Origin of the sequence: Christensenella massiliensis (genome assembly GCF_040409835.1) — a bacterium.
Taxonomy (GTDB): domain Bacteria; phylum Bacillota; class Clostridia; order Christensenellales; family Christensenellaceae; genus Christensenella; species Christensenella massiliensis.
In genome coordinates, this window is sequence record NZ_CP117826.1 from 1,752,223 (window position 1) to 1,771,171 (window position 18,949).

The 18,949-nt window shown below is 48.0% G+C and carries 21 protein-coding genes and 1 pseudogene; 15 read left to right on the top strand and 7 right to left on the bottom strand.

The genetic code is table 11. From position 1 onward, the window contains the following. Positions 1-6 precede the first annotated feature (6 nt). Genes PUP29_RS08435 through PUP29_RS08450 form a run of 4 tightly spaced genes read left to right on the top strand, consistent with a single transcriptional unit; the run spans position 7 to position 1,771 of the window. Positions 7-612, top strand: coding sequence for a polymorphic toxin type 50 domain-containing protein (locus PUP29_RS08435; RefSeq protein ID WP_079546291.1), 606 nt, complete (start codon positions 7-9; stop codon positions 610-612). Positions 613-627: 15 nt separating this feature from the next. Next, entirely contained in the window at positions 628-945 is a 318-nt protein-coding gene (locus PUP29_RS08440; protein WP_079546290.1) for a hypothetical protein, read from the top strand. A 30-nt stretch (positions 946-975) separates the two neighbouring features. Further along, the gene (locus PUP29_RS08445; RefSeq protein WP_079546289.1) at positions 976-1,161 is read left to right on the top strand and encodes a hypothetical protein; all 186 of its coding nucleotides are present in this window, start codon (positions 976-978) and stop codon (positions 1,159-1,161) included. Then, positions 1,127-1,771 carry a CDGSH iron-sulfur domain-containing protein gene (locus PUP29_RS08450; protein WP_353422978.1) on the top strand — a complete coding sequence of 215 codons (645 nt, stop codon included), beginning with the start codon at positions 1,127-1,129 and terminating at the stop codon, positions 1,769-1,771. Before PUP29_RS08445 ends, PUP29_RS08450 begins: the two co-directional genes overlap by 35 nt. Before the next feature lie 107 nt (positions 1,772-1,878). On the opposite strand, the gene PUP29_RS08455 is transcribed toward PUP29_RS08450, so the two are convergent. Next, positions 1,879-2,181: a hypothetical protein gene (locus PUP29_RS08455; RefSeq protein ID WP_079546287.1), complete on the bottom strand. Its 303-nt coding sequence runs from the start codon at positions 2,179-2,181 to the stop codon at positions 1,879-1,881. Between the two features lie 155 nt (positions 2,182-2,336). Here PUP29_RS08455 and PUP29_RS08460 point away from each other — a divergent pair, with 155 nt between their 5' ends. From PUP29_RS08460 to PUP29_RS08480, 5 genes are all read left to right on the top strand, one after another. Beyond that, on the top strand, positions 2,337-2,732 hold the full coding sequence (locus tag PUP29_RS08460; protein ID WP_079546286.1) for a Fur family transcriptional regulator: 396 nt from the start codon (positions 2,337-2,339) through the stop codon (positions 2,730-2,732). A 3-nt stretch (positions 2,733-2,735) separates the two neighbouring features. Continuing rightward, positions 2,736-3,278, top strand: coding sequence for a rubrerythrin (gene rbr, locus PUP29_RS08465; protein ID WP_079546285.1), 543 nt, complete (start codon positions 2,736-2,738; stop codon positions 3,276-3,278). Between the two features lie 28 nt (positions 3,279-3,306). Then, the gene (locus PUP29_RS08470) at positions 3,307-4,713 is read left to right on the top strand and encodes a glutamate synthase-related protein (protein ID WP_079546284.1); all 1,407 of its coding nucleotides are present in this window, start codon (positions 3,307-3,309) and stop codon (positions 4,711-4,713) included. Positions 4,714-4,858: 145 nt separating this feature from the next. Continuing rightward, complete coding sequence (locus PUP29_RS08475) at positions 4,859-5,419, top strand: DNA-3-methyladenine glycosylase I (RefSeq protein WP_079547804.1); 561 nt, start codon at positions 4,859-4,861, stop codon at positions 5,417-5,419. Between the two features lie 168 nt (positions 5,420-5,587). Further along, positions 5,588-5,977, top strand: coding sequence for a hypothetical protein (locus PUP29_RS08480; protein ID WP_079546283.1), 390 nt, complete (start codon positions 5,588-5,590; stop codon positions 5,975-5,977). 136 nt (positions 5,978-6,113) lie between these two features. Here PUP29_RS08480 and PUP29_RS08485 read toward each other — a convergent pair whose 3' ends face one another. Continuing rightward, a complete protein-coding gene (locus PUP29_RS08485) occupies positions 6,114-6,353 on the bottom strand; it encodes a putative signal transducing protein (RefSeq protein ID WP_079546282.1) in 240 nt (79 codons plus the stop codon). A 93-nt stretch (positions 6,354-6,446) separates the two neighbouring features. Then, entirely contained in the window at positions 6,447-6,917 is a 471-nt protein-coding gene (locus PUP29_RS08490) for a putative signal transducing protein (RefSeq protein WP_353422979.1), read from the bottom strand. 182 nt (positions 6,918-7,099) lie between these two features. On the opposite strand from PUP29_RS08490, the gene PUP29_RS08495 reads away from it, so the two are divergent. Continuing rightward, positions 7,100-7,942 carry a patatin-like phospholipase family protein gene (locus PUP29_RS08495; RefSeq protein WP_079546280.1) on the top strand — a complete coding sequence of 281 codons (843 nt, stop codon included), beginning with the start codon at positions 7,100-7,102 and terminating at the stop codon, positions 7,940-7,942. Between the two features lie 6 nt (positions 7,943-7,948). Here the strand turns inward: PUP29_RS08495 and PUP29_RS08500 are convergent, their stop codons facing one another. The 4 genes and pseudogenes from PUP29_RS08500 to PUP29_RS08515 form a co-directional block, all read right to left on the bottom strand. Next, positions 7,949-8,953, bottom strand: a complete 1,005-nt coding sequence (locus tag PUP29_RS08500; protein ID WP_079546279.1) for a hypothetical protein — start codon at positions 8,951-8,953, stop codon at positions 7,949-7,951. Positions 8,954-9,222: 269 nt separating this feature from the next. Further along, positions 9,223-10,320 (bottom strand): redox-regulated ATPase YchF, encoded by a 1,098-nt coding sequence (gene ychF, locus PUP29_RS08505; protein WP_079546278.1) that lies wholly within the window; start codon positions 10,318-10,320, stop codon positions 9,223-9,225. A gap of 101 nt (positions 10,321-10,421) precedes the next feature. Continuing rightward, a pseudogene (locus tag PUP29_RS08510) lies at positions 10,422-11,612 on the bottom strand (tyrosine-type recombinase/integrase). Between the two features lie 116 nt (positions 11,613-11,728). Beyond that, positions 11,729-11,935: an excisionase gene (locus PUP29_RS08515; protein WP_079546277.1), complete on the bottom strand. Its 207-nt coding sequence runs from the start codon at positions 11,933-11,935 to the stop codon at positions 11,729-11,731. 1,182 nt (positions 11,936-13,117) lie between these two features. On the opposite strand from PUP29_RS08515, the gene PUP29_RS08520 reads away from it, so the two are divergent. From PUP29_RS08520 to PUP29_RS08540, 5 genes are all read left to right on the top strand, one after another. Beyond that, a complete protein-coding gene (locus PUP29_RS08520) occupies positions 13,118-13,711 on the top strand; it encodes a type IV toxin-antitoxin system AbiEi family antitoxin domain-containing protein (protein WP_079546276.1) in 594 nt (197 codons plus the stop codon). Beyond that, the gene (locus PUP29_RS08525) at positions 13,708-14,529 is read left to right on the top strand and encodes a nucleotidyl transferase AbiEii/AbiGii toxin family protein (protein WP_353422980.1); all 822 of its coding nucleotides are present in this window, start codon (positions 13,708-13,710) and stop codon (positions 14,527-14,529) included. Before PUP29_RS08520 ends, PUP29_RS08525 begins: the two co-directional genes overlap by 4 nt. A 109-nt stretch (positions 14,530-14,638) precedes the next feature. Beyond that, on the top strand, positions 14,639-17,113 hold the full coding sequence (locus tag PUP29_RS08530) for a site-specific DNA-methyltransferase (protein WP_353422981.1): 2,475 nt from the start codon (positions 14,639-14,641) through the stop codon (positions 17,111-17,113). Then, positions 17,110-18,327: a hypothetical protein gene (locus PUP29_RS08535; RefSeq protein WP_079546274.1), complete on the top strand. Its 1,218-nt coding sequence runs from the start codon at positions 17,110-17,112 to the stop codon at positions 18,325-18,327. The genes PUP29_RS08530 and PUP29_RS08535 overlap by 4 nt, the downstream gene beginning before the upstream one ends. After that, complete coding sequence (locus PUP29_RS08540; protein WP_079546273.1) at positions 18,324-18,797, top strand: hypothetical protein; 474 nt, start codon at positions 18,324-18,326, stop codon at positions 18,795-18,797. The genes PUP29_RS08535 and PUP29_RS08540 overlap by 4 nt, the downstream gene beginning before the upstream one ends. Positions 18,798-18,949: the final 152 nt, after the last annotated feature.

Genomic DNA, 18,949 nt, shown 5'->3' on the forward strand with positions numbered 1-18,949 from the left:
AGCGCTATGCTCCCTTTTTTGTGTGGAAAAAACGCACCGCAGGAGCAGGCGCTGTGCCGGGAGGTGCAGGAGGCGGTGGAGAGCGGCCGGGTGACGGCGGAGCTGCGGGAGAAGTTGGGGCTTCCGGGGAACGAGCGCGTGGCAGCAGGGCTATTGCGGACATGGGCGCAGGACGGAACGATCGCGCGGCTGATAGAAGACGTACAGGCCGGGCAGGTGAGAGGAGAGATGGAAAGGGGGGGAGGAATAACTTTTGACAATGATTTTGATAATGATATAATAAGCGAAGATAAAAACGAACTGGAGACATTTGATGATTATCCAATAAAGGTCCATGAAGGAAAACAAGGAAAACATATTGCGGAGCATAATAATTATCAGAAAGGTCGCAGTATTTTTTATGGAAATAATAGAGATGCAGAGAAATTAATTATTCGATTTAAAGGAACTGGAGAAAAGATAGGGAGTAATAAAGAAAGGGTAGATTTTGGATATCCTATCGGACAATATGTTAACCCTATAACAGGTGAAATTATAGAAACTACAATTGGAATAATTCACTATTCAAAAACAGGGGCACATATTGTACCGGCAAAACCTGATACAAAATAAAGAGAGGTGTTATGTATGTTTTTTTCAGAAAATGAAGCAAAAATGATGGCTCCGTTGTTTACTGAAATTGAAAAAAACCCTTATGAAATATATCGTTTAAAGCTAAAAGATGGGGCGATAGTAAAAGCGAGAGTAAATACATGCTATGAGACAGACAATGAAAGAGAAGAAGGTGAGGAAGACTATGAGGAAATGTTTGCTTGTTTAATGCAAATTACAGATATAATACATAATAGTATATTTGCTAAATATAAGAAAGGTGAAATGATAGAAATCACTTTTCAGAATTATCCGGTAGAAATAATAAATTCTAATGGGGAAAAGATAGGATAGGTAAAAACCATAAAAAGGGAGCATAGCGCTATGCTCCCTTTTTTGTGTGGAAAAACGCGGAGCAGAACACGCAGGGCATGGCGTTCGGCAAAGGAGGGAAAGGCGCTGGAAAAAATACTGCCGTTTGTTTCCGGTATGCGTTCGGCGGGTATTGTAAAGGAAAGCAATGGGGAGGAAAACGATGCGTATCAAGATCAGAAAAAACGGACCGTATGAGGTCACGGGAAATGTGCCGCTGAAAGAAATGAAGATCGGCGCGAACCGGGCGGGTGAATCCGTCTGCTGGGAAGAGGGCAGGACGTTTGAAACGGGGGAGACCTATCATTTGTGCCGCTGCGGAAAATCGAAAAATAAGCCTTTTTGCGACGGAAGCCACACATGCGGCTTTGACGGAACGGAAACGGCGGACGGCTTGAGCTACGACGATGCGGCGATCATTTATCATGGGGACGGCATGGAACTGATGGACAGCGAGAGCCTTTGTGCAGTGGCGCGCTTCTGCGACGCGGCGGGAAGCACATGGAGGCTCATCGGCAGCGCGGACAACGAAGAGCTTGCCGTTCGGCAGGCGTGCAACTGCCCTTCCGGACGGCTCACGGTGGTAAAGGACGGAAAAAAGCTCGAACAAGAGCTGCCAAAAGAGATCGCGGTGGTGGAGGACGAGCCGGAAGGGAAGCGCGGCCCGCTTTGGGTGCGCGGCGGCATCGAGATCGAGGGAGAGGACGGGAGCGTATATGAGGTCAGAAACCGCGTGACCCTGTGCCGGTGCGGGCATTCCTCCAATAAGCCGTTCTGCGATGCCATGCACATGGAGGACGGGGAATAAAACGCGCCGTTCCGTGCAGAAAACAGAAAAGCATCCGCACGGAACGGCCGCCGCAAAAAAAGAAGAGGCGCGCAAGCCTCTCCTTCAGGAAAACCGGATAAAGCCGCTTATTTCAGCTTGCCGGCGATCGAATGCTCGGTCAGGGAAGAGAGGGAAAGCAGCCTTTCGTTGACCATATCATGAAAACAGTTCGGCAGATGGTCCCGGTGCGCCCGGTGCATCGCAACGCAGGATACACAGTCGCCGTGGTGCCTGCACGGCTCTTTGCAGGAGCAATGGTCCCCGCCTGCGGCTTTCATCTCTTTCAGTTCGTCCAAAAATTCCTGTTCGAGCTCACGGGCCAGCTTCTTGTCGCCCGCATTAAACGCGAGCATTGCCTGCGTCTCTTTTTCGTTTCCGTCGATCACCATAAAATACGACCTCCTTTTGGTGAAAATCACCTATATTATAACATATATGATGGAAAAATCTGTTTTTTACACATAAAATACGCACTTTCTGTTGACAAAGCCCAAATAATGATATATATTCTTAAATAAGAATTAATATCAATAAGGATGGCGGGATGAAAACACGCAACACGCTGCAGAAAAATATCATATTGGAGCAGGCGAGGAGGCTGCATCACCCTACGGCGGAGGAGGTATATGAGGCGGTCTTTCAGGTCCACCCGTCCATCAGCCGGGCGACGGTCTACCGGAATCTGAAAAGATTGTCGGAGGAGGGGGCCATTTCCCACGTACGCCTGCCGGACGGCGCGGACCGCTTCGATTCCATGACGCAAAAGCACTATCACATCCGCTGCACGGAGTGCGGCAGGGTGTTCGATGTGGATATGCCGTATTTTTCCGGGCTTGAGGACAAGATCGCGGATAAGCACGGCTTCGACGTGAACGGGCACGATATCACATTCGTCGGGCTGTGCCCCGACTGTAAAATAAAAAAGAAAAGAGGGCAATAAAGAATGGAAAATTTAAAGGGAACAAAGACGGAAGCGAATCTGCAGGCTGCGTTCGCGGGGGAATCTCAGGCGCGGAACAAATATACCTATTACGCGTCCAAGGCGCGCAAGGAGGGCTATAATCAGATAGCCGCCATTTTCGAGGAAACGGCGGGCAATGAAAAGGAACACGCGAAGATCTGGTTCAAGCTCCTGCACGAGGGCGATATCCCGGAAACGGCCGCCAACCTGAAAGACGCGGCGGACGGCGAGAATTACGAATGGACGGATATGTATGCAACATTTGCCAAGGAAGCAAAGGAAGAGGGGTTCGACCGCATCGCCTATCTGTTTGAAATGGTAGGCAAGATCGAAAAAGAGCACGAGGAGCGCTACCGCAGGCTGCTCGAAAATGTGGAGAACGGGCTTGTGTTCTCGCGCGACGGAGACATGATCTGGCAGTGCGCGAACTGCGGCCACATCGTGATCGGCCCGAAAGCGCCGCAGGTATGCCCGGTGTGCGCGCACCCGCAGGCCTATTTCCAGATCAAAGCGGAAAATTACTGATCGGGTGCAAAAGGGAAGGGGAACTGAAATGGCAAAATTTGTATGCGCGCTTTGCGGCAACACCTACGACGAGGACGCCGAGAGCACAGCGTTCTCCGCGCTGCCCGCGGACTGGATATGCCCCGTGTGTATGGGGCCGAAAGCGATGTATAAGGGAGCGGACGGTGAAGCGGCTGCGCCTGCGCCTGCCCCAGCGGCAGAGCAGGCAGAGGATACGCTCGCGTGGCCGGAGGAATTCGTGCATCACGACGGCGGCCTGATGGACGAGATACATGCGCTGGCAGAGACGGGAAAGTCGGTCACGGAGCCGATGGAAACGCAAATGCCCGTTCCGGGCTTTGACGACATCGTGGTGTTGGGCGCCCAGCTCGCCCGCCTGCCCCTCGAGGACGGCGCACCGGTCAGCCTGCGCACCGTGATCGGGAAAAACGCGAAGCAGCCGATGGTGCTGGAAAGTCCGGTCTATGTGTCGCACATGAGCTTCGGCGCTCTCTCTCGGGAGACGAAGATCGCCCTTGCAAAGGGGAGCGCGATGGCAAAGACTGCCGTGTGCAGCGGAGAGGGCGGCATCCTGCCGGAGGAAAAGGCGGAAGCCTACAAGTATATTTTTGAGTATGTGCCGAACCGCTATTGCGTGACGGACGAAAACCTGCGCGCCGCAGACGCGATCGAGATCAAGATCGGTCAGGGGACCAAGCCGGGAATGGGGGGCCATTTGCCCGGCGACAAGGTGACGCCGGAGATCGCGGCGCTGCGCGGCAAGCCGGAGGGGCAGGATGTCATAAGCCCCTCCCGGTTCGACTGTATCGCGTGTCCGGACGACTTGAAAAAGCTGGTGGACGAACTGCGGGAGCGCAGCGGCGGCCGCCCTATCGGCGTGAAGCTCGCGGCGGGGCATATTGAGCAGGACCTTGCGTTTCTTGCGCCCGCTATGCCGGATTTTGTCACGGTGGACGGACGCGGCGGGGCGACGGGCTCCTCGCCCCGGTTTTTAAAGGATGCGAGCAGCGTGCCCACCGTTTATGCGTTATACCGCGCGAAAAAGTTCCTGCGGGAAAATGGTATGGACGGCGTGAGCCTTGTGATCACCGGGGGCCTGCGCACCAGCCGGGATTTCGTGAAAGCGCTCGCAATGGGCGCGGATGCGGTCGCCATTGCTTCCGCGGCGCTGATCGCGCTCGGGTGCCAGCGCTACCGCGTGTGCCACAAGGGCAACTGCCCGATGGGCATCGCCACGCAGGACCCGGAGCTGCGGGCGCGGCTTGCTGTCGATAAGGGCGCGCGGCGGGTGGCGAATTTCCTCGAGGCATCGGCAGAGGAGCTGCGGGTGTTTGCGCGGTGCACAGGGCACGGGGATATCCACGCGCTTTCTGTGGACGATCTTGAGACGGTAAGCGCGGAGATAGCGGGCTATACGAATATCAAGCACGTATAACAGTGCGGGAAAAGCAAGGCGCTTAGCGGGCGCCTTGCTTTTGTGTTCGGATATAGCGGCGGCGGGCCGTTGCGGACGGGCACACCGGGGCGAAGTATGTTATGATAAAATAAGAAAACAGGCGGGAAGGCAGGAGAAAAGGGATATGCAGGAACGGGTTGAACGCTGCGCTTGGGTAAACATGAAAAATCCGCTTTCTATCCGGTATCATGATACCGAATGGGGGGTGCCCGAGCATACGGACAAAAAACTGTTTGAAATGCTGATCTTGGAGTGCTTTCAGGCAGGCTTATCGTGGGAGTGTATTTTAAATAAGCGGGATGGCTTCCGGCAGGCCTTCGATGGCTTTGATGCGGAAAAAATAAGCCGGTATGACGAAGAAAGGTGTACGCGGCTGCTGTCTGACCCGAATATCGTCCGCAATAAGCTGAAAATACAGGCCTGCGTGACCAACAGCAGGGTATTCCTGCAGATACAGAAGGAATACGGCTCCTTTGACGCCTATCTTTGGGGATTTACGGAGGGAAACGTCATTTTTGAAAGCTGTGATATGCGGACGACGTCGCCGCTGTCCGACCAAATCTCAAAGGACCTGAAAAAACGGGGCATGAAGTTTGTGGGCTCCACCGTCATATACGCTTATTTGCAGGCGGTGGGGATACTGAACGCACATACGCGGGAATGCGGTCTCTATAGGGGAGAATAAGGACATACGATAAAACGGATACCGGGAAGCAGGACGCGGTTGTCCGGCTCTCAGCCGAGGGGCGGAACGGCGGGACTATGGCATGGTGCGCCGGACGGATAGGCTCTGCGCCTGACTTTTCAGGCAAAAATCTTTGAGATAAGGCAGGATATGTGATAGAATAAAAATATGGACCAGAAAACCTTTTGGCGGGTGCAGACCCCGCAGAAAACAAGATCATATGTGATGTGGGGCGTGATCGGCGGGGCGTTTTTATGCTTGAACGCACTGATTTCCATGACGGTCTACGGCGCGCTGGCGCTGATCGACGTAGCGCTCGTGGGCGGCCTTACACTGGGTATGTATTTCAAGCAGAGCCGCGTATGCGCGCTTGTCCTGCTTGGCCTGTTCGTCGTTTCAAACGGCGTAAGCGCATATTTTGTTCCGCTCGGCGTCGTGGAATGGATCATGATCGTGGTGTTCGGCTATGCGCTCGTATGCGGGATGCTCGGAACGTTCGCATTTCAAAAGGAATGGCGGGCCTACCGCGGAAAGCGGGAGCTGCCGCCGAAGGAATGACCGGAAAACGGCGCGCATGCGCCGTCTTTTTTTGCATACAAAACCGCCGCGCGCCTGCCGAGGCGGCGTCAAGGGCTGAAACAGGCCCTGTGCGTTCCGGAAAAGGCTCTGCTTATTCAAGGAAAAAGAGAGGCGGTCAGTCCCTGTTGTCCCTGTCCGGGATCATGCCCTCCACTGCGTCCCGCGCGGCGGAAAGCTCTTCCTCAGCGACAAAAATATCGTCGCCGTAAACGGACGTTCCGGTGTAGGTGCTGATCACCTCTTCCGGACGGCGGGGCCGGGTGAAGGAACGGATCTTGTTTTGAGAGAGCACGTCCACGATCATCGAAGTCTCAACGGCGCTTGCCGTCGAAACGAGCAAAACATTTTTTTCCATGAGCTGTCATCCTTTCAACTGAATTGAAAACAAAGGCACAGGCACGTTCCGCGCACGGAACAATTGCCGGTCCGCCGTATTTTCTAAGTGTGGTCAATGGGAAAGCTGCATACCCATTACAATAAAAAGAAAGATAAGAAACGCGGCCATTCCCGCAGCCAACAGCGTGCGCATTCGCTTGCCGGAATACGTTCCGCCTTTTTGCGGAACGAAAGGACACGCCAAAAAGCTGTCCGCGATTTCGGAAGCAGCCGCATAGTCCGCGCGGTCTACATAGATGTCTTCGCCGTATACCGAATATCCGGCATAAAGCTTGAGGTAATTGCCCGCCTCTTTTTCACGGACGAGCACAGAGATGCCGTTTTGCTTCAGCAGATCGGAAAGCATGGCGCTTTCCGCCGAAGTGGACGCAGAAGTGAGAAAGACGGGCTGCATCACAGAATCCCACGGGGGAGCCTCATCTTCCGGCTCCTCCGGCAATGCCGGCACAAGAGAAGCGCCGCAATCCGCACAGACGGCGTAACCCGCATCGTATTCGTCCCGGCAATTCGGACAAAACGGCATATAAACCACCCCTTTTTTACAATATAACACAGGAAGAAAAAAGGAACAAGAAGATTGTGATATTTTTTGGCCGCCGCACATAAGGACCTATAAAAAGCGAACCGGAAACACATATTTTGTGGTATAATACGATTTGCGGGCAAAAATGAAAAACGGCCCGGTATTCAGCAGGAGGCGAAAAAATGATCGGCGTAATAGACTGCGGCGGAGGAATGCGCGGCGTATATACCGCGGGGGTATACGACCATCTCATCGATAAGGGTCTCGTGATAGATTATGGCATCGGCGTATCCGCAGGAGCGGCGAACATGATCTCCTATCTGGCGGGCCAGCGCGGACGGACGCTCACCTTTTTTGCCGAATATACGTTCCGGAAGGAATATATGGGGCTTTCGAACTGGCTCCGCGACCGGAATTACCTGAACCTTGAATATATTTATTCGACGCTCACCAACCGGGGCGGCGAAAATCCCTTGGATTACGAAGCGTTTTCCAAAACGAAATGCCCGTATTTCGCGGTGGCGACGGACGCGCAGACGGGCGAGCCGCGGTATTTCGGGCGGGAGAGCGTGGCACAGGACAGCTATGATATCTTAAAAGCGTCGTGTGCGCTTCCGGCGGCGTGCAGGCCGCAGACCGTGGAGGGGCGCTATTATTTTGACGGCGGCGTATCAGCGCCCGTTCCCTACCGCAAAGCGTTTGAAGACGGCTGCGAAAAGGTAGCCGTGCTTATCACGCGGTCGGCGGACTATGTGAAAGAGAAACAGAAAAATATGCGCTTTTTAGGCTGGATGCTGCGCAAATATCCCAATATCGTCCGGCTTCTCGAAAAGCGGCACGAGGCCTATAATGCGGCGATCGCCGAGGTAAAGGAGCTTGAGAAGCAGGGAAAAGCGCTGCTCGTCGCGCCGGAGGACGACTGCGGTGTGAACACGCTCACCAAAGACCGCGGCGCGTTTCTGCGGCTGTACGAAAAGGGTTATGCCGACGGCGAACGGCTTGCGGCATTCCTGCGCGGAGAATAGCGCGCGTCAGCCGTCTATGCGTATCGTTTCTTCGGGCAGACGGCGGTAAAAAGAGAACAGCTCCAGCTCCACCTGCCCCGTGAGCGTTTCGGGTACAGGTCCGAGGCAGCAGCATTGTTCCCTGTGCCCATGCGGGCCTTTTTCGTTTTCTGAAACCAAAAATCCGATGGACGCCGCGCCGCCCGTATATTCGGGCGCGGCGTCGAGATACGCTTCTGTATAAAAGGAGAGCTGGATATCCCCTTCCGATTCATACGCGAGCGCAAGAAGCTTATGCCCCTCGGGGCAGGCGTTCCGCTCGCTTTTTTGTATTCTGGCGATCTGCGCGTCCGAAAGGCCCTGCGCGCGCATCTGTTTTGCAGCTTCGCGCCGCTGCTCCGGCGTGGGCGCGGGAAAATCGTGCAGGGAAAGGCCGTTCAGGTAATAGCCGCATTCCGTTCCGTCCGGACGGGTAAATGTGAAGCGTTTTTCCTCAGGCGGCGCACCGGGCGTCAGGCTATGGCGGGCATGGACGGGAAGCTCTTCATGCTCCGAGCCGACGGTAAGGGCGAGGCCGGGCGGCAGGGACGGCTCGAACACGGAAAAGATGCTTTCGTCCTCAAACGAACAGTGCATGACGGAGATATCCCGCTTCGGGATATGCGCGAGCGCCCCGGGTGAAACACCCTTGCCCGTAAAATATTCGAACGGTGCGCGGGCCTCCGGGTTGCCGGACAGGGGAAGAGCGCCAGCGGATGTAAACGAAAGAAGATGGCCCTGAATGCAAAGAGACTGCGGCCAGAAGCGGTTGAGCCGTGCATCCAGCATGGCGTGTTCCCGTTCCTCGCGGTGTGTGGACGCCTCGGGCTCGCCCCGCAGGAGCCATTCGGGGAGCGGGCGGTGATAAAAGAGCCAAAGGCAGCTTTTTCCGCCGTATGAGGCCAGCGCCGCAAGCACAGCCTCCTGTCCGCGTATGCGCAGCGGCTTATTTAAAATGATCTCCCGTTCGGGCCGGAAAACAGAGTCTGTCATAAACGCTCTCCCATTCTATCCTGTCCTAAGGACTGATTGGCAGTTCTATTTTAGCATATCGATAAAAGGGCGGGGAACAACAAGGCGTACGGAAAAAGAGGAACCGGCCGCAGGGAGGAGTTTTCCGCGAAGCGGGAAATGGGCGGGCGAGGGCAATTTAAAACAGTCCCCGCCGAAGTCCTGCGGACACGAAAAAAGATTCCCGAAACGCTTGGGATTTTGGAAAGGAAACGAAGCCAAAAGACGTGTTCCGGCGTTTCGCTCATTCCTCAGACATTGAACCGGAACAGCACCACGTCGCCGTCCTGTATGACGTATTCCTTGCCCTCCTGCCGGATGAGGCCCTTTTCCTTGGCGGCCTGCATATCTCCGCCGCATTCGTCTTTCAGCGTATCGAAGGCGATGACCTCCGCTTTGATGAAGCCGCGCTCAAAATCGCTGTGGATCTTGCCAGCGGCCTGCGGCGCCTTGGTTCCCTTGGTGATCGTCCACGCGCGTACTTCCTTTTCCCCGGCTGTCAGGTAGCTGATGAGGCCGAGAAGCGAATAGGATTTTTTGATCAGCTTGGAAAGACCGGATTCCCCGATGCCAAGCTCCTCGATGAACAGGGCCTTTTCCTCCTCGTCCATTTCGGAGAGGTCTTCTTCTATCTTTGCGGAAATGGTCACGACCTCGCTTTTGTGCTCGTCCGCATACCGGAGCAGCGGCTGCAAAAGAGGCAGATCGTTCCTGCCCACCTGATCTTCCGCGATGTTGCCTACATAAATAATAGGCTTGTCCGTCAGCAGGAACATGGAGCGCATGATCTCCGCCTGTTCCTCGTCAAATTCGATGTTGCGCGCAAAATTGCCCTTTTCGAGCTCCGCAAGGACCGTTTCGCAGACGCCGGCCTCGAGCTTCCATTTTTTATCGCCCGTTTTCTGCATTTTGACCGCCTTGTCGAGACGCTTCTGCACGGCGTCCATATCCGCAAAGATCAGCTCATAGTTGATGGTCGTCACGTCGCGCAGAGGGTCAATGCTGCCGTCCACATGGGTGATGTTGTCGTCCTCGAAGCAGCGCACCACCTCGATGATGGCGTCCACCTCACGGATGTGGGATAAAAATTTATTGCCGAGGCCCTCGCCCTTGCTCGCACCCTTCACGAGCCCGGCGATATCCACGAACTCGATGGTCGCGGGCGTGAATTTCTGCGGGTGGTAGATTTCCGCGAGATAATCCATACGTGCGTCCGGCACGGATACGATGCCGAAATTCGGCTCTATGGTACAAAACGGATAATTTGCGCTCTGCGCGCCCGCCTGCGTGAGAGCATTGAACAATGTGCTTTTGCCGACATTCGGCAATCCGACGACTCCTAATTTCATATATTTCAAATCTCCTTTAAAAATCCTTATTTTACAGGCTTTTTCAGACTTGGCGCTTTTGGCTTTACGCCATTTTTACGCCATTTTCGCATTGATTTTTATTAAGATACATCCAAAACCCGATTGTTTTCAAATTGCTTTATTGCTTGATCCATCGAATCGGTTGTTACATGGACATACCGATCCATTGTGGTTTTGATACTGGCATGGCCTAACAGCTTTTGCAATACCTTTGGTTGCATATCTGCCTCGATTGCTCTTGTGGCGTAGGTATGGCGTAAAGCATGCATACAAAAATGCTTAATGCCTGCCTCATCACACAGCTTGTAAAGGTGTGTGTCATAGGAACTGTTTTTCGCAGGTAGCCCTGTACGCCAATTTATGAACACAAGGTCTTTCATAACAAGCTGTGAGGTTGCACCTGTTCACCTGTCGATGTATTCCAGAGTTTGCGACAGAAGAGGGGACTCTTTCCTATTACCACGGTTATCCCAAAGCTCTTTCAAGATTTCGTATGCACGGTCTATAAGAGGTATGGTGCGATAGCTGTGTTCTGTTTTCGGCGGCCCTGCTCGCCAATATACTTGCCTGTGTCTGTATTCTAATGTTTTGTTTACCGTCAGCGTTCGCTTTTCAAAATCAATCGCACCCCAAGTAAGTCCTATCAATTCGCCTGTTCGTAAGCCTGCTTCAAGGATGAGGGCGTATTGATTGTAATTATGAGAGCGTTCGGCTACCTGAAGAAAAATCCGTTGTTCCTCACGGGTAAGGAAGTGAATGTCATCCTTTGCTCTAACGGGCTTGGTGTACCGCACACCGTTCATTGGGTGCTTGGGTATCAAATAATTCATTAAAGCCGCTTTGAGCATTGTACCCATTGTGATGTAGGTCTGACGGATGGTAGAGCCTGCGTATTCTTCATCCATTTTCAGTAACACCTTTTTGCAGTGCATAGGTTTCACATTCGCAATCGCCATTTTACCGATGATTGGCTGGATATTGAACTTATATCGCTCACGGTAGTTGCGAAGCGTGTTGGGAGCTAAGTCCCCAACAATATTTTCAATCCAAAATTCAAACCATTCATCAACCGTCGTTTCGGTTGGAACAAAAACGCCATCGTGCTTATCAGCGTATTTGGATTCTTCAATCCAGTTGCGTGCTTCGGGAATCGTATTGAAATACTTTTCATGTCGTTTGCCCGCTTTGTCAACAAACCGGGCGTGGTATAAACCGTCCTTTCTTTGGTAAATGCCTTTACCTATTTCTTTGCCTTTGAGATTTTTTCCCAATGATATGCTCTTTTCCTGCTTAAGAAAAGAGTATACTACTACACTATAATTATATCACATAGTACGCTCTTTCTCAAGTGATAATTGTTAATTTTATAAATTTCTTGAAGTTTCGGTTAGATAATCAGAGCTTGACTGATGAACTGCTCAAACTCTTTTCGCTTAACCAATTTCTTTGTGCCGACGAAAAGTACAAACGAACAATTCGGCGATCGCAGCATAGAATCAATTTTGTTAATGCCAATATTGCTGTACTCTGCCGCCTCTTTGATTGTCAAAGTAACTTTTTCGTGGATTGGTACAGATTCATATTTTTCAGACATATTCGCCCTCCTTTGCTTATGATGAAGGGAATATGTGTACGGGAGAATATTTTGGCAAGAAAAAAGCAAATCCGCACCGCTGTCCAGTCCCTCACCGTTTCGGTTCAGGTTAGATTTGCGGTGCAGATTGCATTGTGTGACGATTTACTTTGAAGGACAATTGTTACGCTTGCGTGCGGAGATATTCGGCCGTGGGCACGCCTACGGCTTGTGACGGGTATCATTTGCTAATGGGAACAATATGCCCATCATTTTGAAATGATGATTATGACTGTCATTTGAAAAAGTCATATAGATTTATTTTAGATTTATCAAAGATTTATGGTGTTCATTCTCAAATACTGCCGAACCCTCTTTTCGGAATGATGCGAAAAAACATTTTCGGTATGACAAGCCCTGCTTTCTCATTTCGAAAGCAGGGGGGATTTGCCTCTTATCATAACGAAAAAGAATATCATTTTCTTTGTCATTTTAAAGCGAAGATTTCAGACTAAAAATTGGGGTCATTGATAATGGAAAATCATAGCTTGATTTTTTGAAAGAAGGGCATTTCCGAAAGCGAAGAACATATCAAAAAACCTCCCGAAATCTTATCATTTCGATTAGAGGTTCATCTTTTATGATTTGATGATAGAAAGCCATAAAAAAGGGTAAATCATAGGTGAACTACGTTTTTTCGGCGTTTATTTTGGTTTTATATGGAGCGAACCCCTCTTTAACCCCTTGCGAACAGGTATTTTATTATAATTTTCCTATCATAAATCCTAAAGGGGAAGCGTGTTTTTAGAAATGAAGTTGCAAAATTGGGGTTACCTTAAAAAGACACGGTTTTCAGTCTTTAAGAAGTACAAATTGTTTTTCTTTTGTCTTTATTCCACATAGACGAGTGACACCAATATTGACACCGTTATCGACCCCAATTTGTACTCCAACATTAACACCAAAATTGCCTCCCAACTACTAAAATGTACCTTTTAAAATGTGCCGCAACTTAAGTAAAACTTATTGCGTTTCAAATGTGCTCCGCCAATATGGCCAACGAAGACCCAAATAAACAACAAAGTGCATTCAATACAAAGGTCATAATATCAAATTTGTAGTTAGAAGATTTGTACTCTGTACGTTGACAAAAATCGTAATTTGGGATATAATGTTTTCACAAAAGTCTTGGGTGGTGTTTGAATGAATTGCTTAGATACACTTAAATTGATTGCCAAAAAAAATGGCGGAATTATAAATAATAAAGAAGCAGAAAAATATGGTATTTCCAGAGCAATATTATCAAAACTATGCATAGACGATAAGCTTCAGCGGATTACTCGAGGTCAATACATTTTGAGCGATGATATGCAAGACGAATTGTTATCCATAAGTATGCGCTCAAAATTGTTTGTTTTTTCCCATGAAACAGCACTTTTTTTGCATGGAATTTCAGACCGCACGCCGTTTGAGCATACCATTACTGCACCATCTGGAAAAGTACCGTCAAAAGCCATACAAGAGGAATGTAAAATTTATTACATTAAACCCGAACTATTCGAGCTTGGTAAAACCAAGTTGAAAACCCCTGCAGGCAATCTTGTGCCCTGTTACGACCTGGAGCGCACTGTATGCGATTGTATCCGCAGCCGCAACAAGCTGGGCACAGAGACCTTCCTGATGGCTCTAAAATTGTATGCCGCAAGTCCCAAAAAGGACTTAAACAAGCTAAACTCTTACGCAAAACAACTGCGTGTGGCCAATGTATTGCGGCAGTATTTGGAGGTGCTTTTATGAGCAAGGCAATGAGCCTGAAGGCAAAAATCCGAAATATCGCCAAGCAGAAAAACATCCCTGCCCAGGTGATTTTGCAGAACTATATGTTTGAAAGATTGCTGGTGCGGCTTGCCGCATCGGAATACAAGGACAAATTCGTGCTGAAAGGCGGTATGCTAGTAGCCGCTATTGTAGGCCTCGACAACCGCGCTACCATGGATTTGGACACCACACTAAAAAATCTTCCCCTCACACCGAAAGCAATTCGCGGTGCCTTGGAGCAGGTGTGTGCCATTCCTTTTGAGGATGATGTGACCTTTGCAATCGGCAATATTTCTCCCATTCGGGAGGATGACATTTACGGCGGCTACCGTGTTGCACTGACTGCTAAATTCGATACAATGGTTACGCCCTTGAGCATTGATGTATCTACCGGTGATGCAATTACCCCTCATGCAGTGCAGTACAACTTCACCGAGATTTTCGACGATGAATCCTACGAACTTTGGGCTTATAATATCGAAACCGTCATGGCCGAAAAGGTGGAAACCATCCTGCGCCGCGGCGTGTTCAATACCCGCCCTAGAGATTTCTACGATGCCTACATACTGGCGACTACGCAGAAATTTGACAAAGCGGTATTTGCCGATGCGCTGAAAGCAACTGCCGAGCACCGTGGCACTGTCGAGCAGATCGCCGATGTACCGGGGATATTGCACAACATAGAGGTAAGCCCGGAGCTGCGCACTATGTGGGATAAGTACCGCAAGCAATTTGCTTACGCGCAGGATATTACCTACGAGCAAATTATGAATGCAGTGAGGACTTTGGTTGGATAGTTATTTCAGAGGCATAGGCTTTATGAGTGGATAATAGCCGAAAACCGCTGAGAATTACAGCTGATTCATGCAACAATCATTAACATATATAAAACACATAGGTGATAAAATGAAATTAATTGAAAAACTCACTCAGTTTACTAGTATAGACAGTACAGATTCTACGGCTTATACTCATGGAATCCATCCATACCCTGCAAAATTTATTCCTAAACTTCCTAGAGAAATTATTCGTGAGTGCACAAAAGAACGCAACATTGTTCTAGATCCATTCTGCGGAAGTGGCACCACTTTGCTCGAAGCATGTGTTGCTGGCAGGAAAAGTATTGGCATCGATTCTAATCCAATTGCAACATTGATATCTAGAGCAAAAACTACTGCCTTAACAACAGAGGAAATACAGCAGCTGATAATTGTTATTGATCAATTAGAAATAATAGATTGTGCTACATTCCGTTTCCAAGCAACATGGATTCCTAAAATTCAAAATCTCAATCATTGGTTCCAAGCAAGTGTAATCAATGAACTATCGTGGCTCAAACAATTTCTGCTTGATAATTCTCAAGGGAATTTGCAGAATTTCTTGCTTTGTATCTTTAGCAGCATCATTGTTAATGTAAGCAACCAAGAAAGTAATACCAGGTATGCAGCAATTGAAAAAAACTTTGAAGCTGGATCGGTAATTACCACTTTTCTCAGGAAGCTTCGCCAAGAAGCCAAGCGAATTGTGCAACTATCAGAAATGCGAACTGTTATTAAAAATACCCCCATCGTATATCATGGCAGTACAGACAAGATTTCAAGCGCTCTTGTTCCGGATAGCAGTGTGGATATTGTGATTACCTCCCCCCCTTACGCAAACTCTTATGATTATTATCTTTATCATAAGTGGCGCATGGCATGGCTAGGATATGATATAAAAAAGGTTCAGGATGATGAAATTGGCTCTCGGCATGAACATTCTAGCAAGAAGGCTCCGATTTCTATTTTTGAACAAAGAATGATCCCTGTAATGCAGAACGTTTCCCGCATGCTAAAGCCTAATAAACTCGCGTACTTTTTTGTTGGTGATTCTATTATTTCCGGTGAGTTTTTCGATATGGAAACATGTTTTAGAGAAATGGCTGAAAAATCTGGTTTTGCTTTTGTCGATAGTTCAAAGTACACAATGGAAAGCATTTCTAGAAGTTTCCGTGAGAAAAAGTACAGTGCAGACGAAAAGAAGATGCAACATATTCTTGTTTTTGAGCCTGTAAAACCCAAAACCATGATTTCCTGTGAGGCTGCAGTAATTGCGAAGCCAACCTCTACTTGCCATGAGGTCGATTTATCTTGTTCAACACCCAAAGACAAATCCATTGTTTCTCTGAAAAGCGGAAACGAATATAGTAAGCTTCATGGTTTGGGAAAATATCCAGCTAAGTATATTCCAGACTTGCCTGCATGGGCTATTCAACAATACAGTGCTCCCAATGACATCATTTTAGACCCTTTTAATGGTTGCGGAACAACAACGACTGAAGCTCGATTAAATGGTAGGCGTAGTATCGGTTTTGATATCTCTCCCTACGCATGCCTCCTTGCCAGAGCAAAGTCCTCATACCTGGATGTAGTGCAGATTTCTGATACAACAAAAGAATTTTTGCGTTTTTTATCCAGTGACGATTCAATAAAAGCCAAGAGAGACTTGTTCTTTGAAAATGATCAGTTTTGGTTTAGCGAAGAAGCTCTGTTAGAAATTGAAACCATACGAGACTATATATTGCAAAACTTCAATGACGCACTCCGAGACTATTACATGGCTGTATTATCTACAATCATTAAGCCCTGTAGCTTTTTAGATGAAAGCCAGATTAAGGTTAAACGCGATCAGAGAAAGGTTTTAAAAGGAGTTTCTTTGCCTTATACAGAAATGAAAAAAGCATTGGTGAAATACAAGGAGATCATGTCCTCAGGGAAAACTATTGGCACATCAACTCCCGAAGCGATCATTATTAATGATAGCGCGTTGAACTTAACTACTCACCTTCTGCAAGAAGAAGTAGATTTAATTGTTACCTCACCCCCGTATATCAACGCAATGAATTATGCAATGAATAACCGCTATGAAACATTCCTACTATCGCTTGTTGATCCGAAAGAGAGCATCGAGTTCCAAACGAAATTTATTGGAACAGAGCGTGTATATGCAAAAGATTATTCTTCGCTGCATCAATTTGATGGTGAATCTGTACTAGGAAAAGCACTAAATTCTGCACTGAAGGAAATCTTCAACAACGAGCCAAAGCGGAGTTATATTGTGTTTAAATATTTTTCCGAGATGAGGGATGTTTTTTCTCAGGCAGCAAATACCTTAAAAGATGGCGGCAAGTTTGTTTTAGTTGCAGGAACAAATACCATTACAGGTGTACCGATTGATACCTTTGGTATTCTTGTAGAACTTCTCGAAGATATCGGCCTTATTTACGAAAGGACATTCCACTACGAAATTGTAAAAAATGTTCTAAAGATTACTCGCCACAAAACATCTGATATCATTAAATACGATGGCGTTGCTGTACTTAGAAAGGAGGCTGCCAAATGAACCATTTTATTATTTACCACCACAAGACAAAGCGCTTTGCCGAATATATTAACCATTATTCTAACATCGAAGATATGGTTAATGATGGAAGAGCAACCAGCGAAATACGGAACCTTCCTGACAATCACACCGTTAGTTTTGCAGAATTGCCAGATGAGCTCCGGAGGCTGCTGTTCTTTGCTAAACCAGATGTAGTTATCTGTTATGATAATGGCATCCTGCCTATCCACCCTGTTTTTGCTTTCGAGTTAACTAACCATGTTCCTGCAAGGGATCATTGGTTGCAACGCTTCAACAATCTTGTGGGATGCGCACAGATTGGTGTCCCCGGCGCTTATGTCTTGCCGTTTGATTTGTCACAACATCCCAGTTTTCCAAGTAAATTAGATTCTGCATTTTTCTACGCATATGATAGGGTAATGGAAATCCACAGAACACCGTTCTATATTGCTGAATGGGAATCTTCAGACCAAAGCACATTGAATATTGACACAACATATGCAGACCTGCCTGTTCATGATTCCGAACCCATGAAGAAAACGATGTTCTTTTTAAATAAAGTGTTAATTTCGGCAATTAATGGAACACCCATCAGTCTACTATTCCAAGAACGAATGATTGTTGAATTACGAGATGACATGCGCAGAAGAGCATATTCTCCCATTCCGCAAATTAATGATTTTGCCAGGTTAACCAAAAATATGACATCGGGAGATTTTTTGTCTTGGACAGAAATTCAAACATGGTTGGGCGGGAAAGGAATCACATTACCCGGAAACATTCCCGACAGAATTGTCAAACGAACTAGAAATCTTATTTTTACACCAATTGCTGAAGAGCGGGGGAAAACACCAGATCAACTTCGAGATAGTCTCAATAAACGCATTAAAGACAAAGGTGCGGATCCTTACCTCGGACAACCGCTTGCATTTGACTACATCTTTTGTAGATTGGGAAAAACACCTTATGAACGAGATTCAAATCTAATTATTGATTTATCTATGTTAAGCTTTGAAGATTTTTCTTGTTACCATAGTAAGGTGTGGAATGGATGCCCACTACAGCATAATGATTTATCTGAAATCAGAAATATCCCCGAGTACACTATGTTCTTAACAGAAGGGTGTGCGCAAGTAATGAAAAACTTTCTCAGAGTTTATGCCTTTACAGCAGACCTAATTGTCTTTAAGGAAGGATTGGTTTATTTTTCATGACAACGGAACCTTACAGAGAAGACGATTTGCTGTCATCTTTCGGTAAGTATTTATCAAAGCACGACTTTCTGATTCTTGCTTTAAGCGGAAATCAACAAGGCCGCTATTGGTTTCAAATAGGAGATTACCGCAAAGCTCCAGATATTATTGCCTTTCGCCACGACACCATTCTTGTAGGTGAAGCGAAAGTGAAAAGCCGAGAGCTTTTTAAAGGGAATAATGAGCGGAAATCAGACTATCAATCTTTGCAGTATTTTCTTAATAATGAAAGTGCACAGAAACAATTGCGAGAGATGATATTATCAAATATTTCTCGATTAGGCATAGATTGTTCCAGCATCCCGAATTTTCAGGCAATCATTGTTGGCGGGGATACATTTGATGCACTACATAGTGAACTGACAGATCATAGGATTCTGCATTTTACGGTAGACAGAACTAATGAGACTGTAAATGGAAATTGGGTTTGAGGTAGACTGACATGTGATAGATATGGTTGTAATGCTATATGGATGTCATTTAAGACATACCCTTGCCTATTCAATGAGAAACCTGAAGTGCACACGGGCTTTGCAACTTGTAATATAGACTCCTCTTGTCGTTCGTCCCTCAAAAGCGTTCC

Bases quoted from the DNA above. Each gene is read 5' to 3' on its own strand.
- PUP29_RS08435 (WP_079546291.1), top strand. From the start codon at position 7: ATGCTCCCTTTTTTGTGTGGAAAAAACGCACCGCAGGAGCAGGCGCTG.
- PUP29_RS08440 (WP_079546290.1), top strand. From the start codon at position 628: ATGTTTTTTTCAGAAAATGAAGCAAAAATGATGGCTCCGTTGTTTACT.
- PUP29_RS08445 (WP_079546289.1), top strand. From the start codon at position 976: ATGCTCCCTTTTTTGTGTGGAAAAACGCGGAGCAGAACACGCAGGGCA.
- PUP29_RS08450 (WP_353422978.1), top strand. From the start codon at position 1,127: ATGCGTATCAAGATCAGAAAAAACGGACCGTATGAGGTCACGGGAAAT.
- PUP29_RS08455 (WP_079546287.1), bottom strand. From the start codon at position 2,181: ATGGTGATCGACGGAAACGAAAAAGAGACGCAGGCAATGCTCGCGTTT.
- PUP29_RS08460 (WP_079546286.1), top strand. From the start codon at position 2,337: ATGAAAACACGCAACACGCTGCAGAAAAATATCATATTGGAGCAGGCG.
- rbr (WP_079546285.1), top strand. From the start codon at position 2,736: ATGGAAAATTTAAAGGGAACAAAGACGGAAGCGAATCTGCAGGCTGCG.
- PUP29_RS08470 (WP_079546284.1), top strand. From the start codon at position 3,307: ATGGCAAAATTTGTATGCGCGCTTTGCGGCAACACCTACGACGAGGAC.
- PUP29_RS08475 (WP_079547804.1), top strand. From the start codon at position 4,859: ATGCAGGAACGGGTTGAACGCTGCGCTTGGGTAAACATGAAAAATCCG.
- PUP29_RS08480 (WP_079546283.1), top strand. From the start codon at position 5,588: ATGGACCAGAAAACCTTTTGGCGGGTGCAGACCCCGCAGAAAACAAGA.
- PUP29_RS08485 (WP_079546282.1), bottom strand. From the start codon at position 6,353: ATGGAAAAAAATGTTTTGCTCGTTTCGACGGCAAGCGCCGTTGAGACT.
- PUP29_RS08490 (WP_353422979.1), bottom strand. From the start codon at position 6,917: ATGCCGTTTTGTCCGAATTGCCGGGACGAATACGATGCGGGTTACGCC.
- PUP29_RS08495 (WP_079546280.1), top strand. From the start codon at position 7,100: ATGATCGGCGTAATAGACTGCGGCGGAGGAATGCGCGGCGTATATACC.
- PUP29_RS08500 (WP_079546279.1), bottom strand. From the start codon at position 8,953: ATGACAGACTCTGTTTTCCGGCCCGAACGGGAGATCATTTTAAATAAG.
- ychF (WP_079546278.1), bottom strand. From the start codon at position 10,320: ATGAAATTAGGAGTCGTCGGATTGCCGAATGTCGGCAAAAGCACATTG.
- PUP29_RS08515 (WP_079546277.1), bottom strand. From the start codon at position 11,935: ATGTCTGAAAAATATGAATCTGTACCAATCCACGAAAAAGTTACTTTG.
- PUP29_RS08520 (WP_079546276.1), top strand. From the start codon at position 13,118: ATGAATTGCTTAGATACACTTAAATTGATTGCCAAAAAAAATGGCGGA.
- PUP29_RS08525 (WP_353422980.1), top strand. From the start codon at position 13,708: ATGAGCAAGGCAATGAGCCTGAAGGCAAAAATCCGAAATATCGCCAAG.
- PUP29_RS08530 (WP_353422981.1), top strand. From the start codon at position 14,639: ATGAAATTAATTGAAAAACTCACTCAGTTTACTAGTATAGACAGTACA.
- PUP29_RS08535 (WP_079546274.1), top strand. From the start codon at position 17,110: ATGAACCATTTTATTATTTACCACCACAAGACAAAGCGCTTTGCCGAA.
- PUP29_RS08540 (WP_079546273.1), top strand. From the start codon at position 18,324: ATGACAACGGAACCTTACAGAGAAGACGATTTGCTGTCATCTTTCGGT.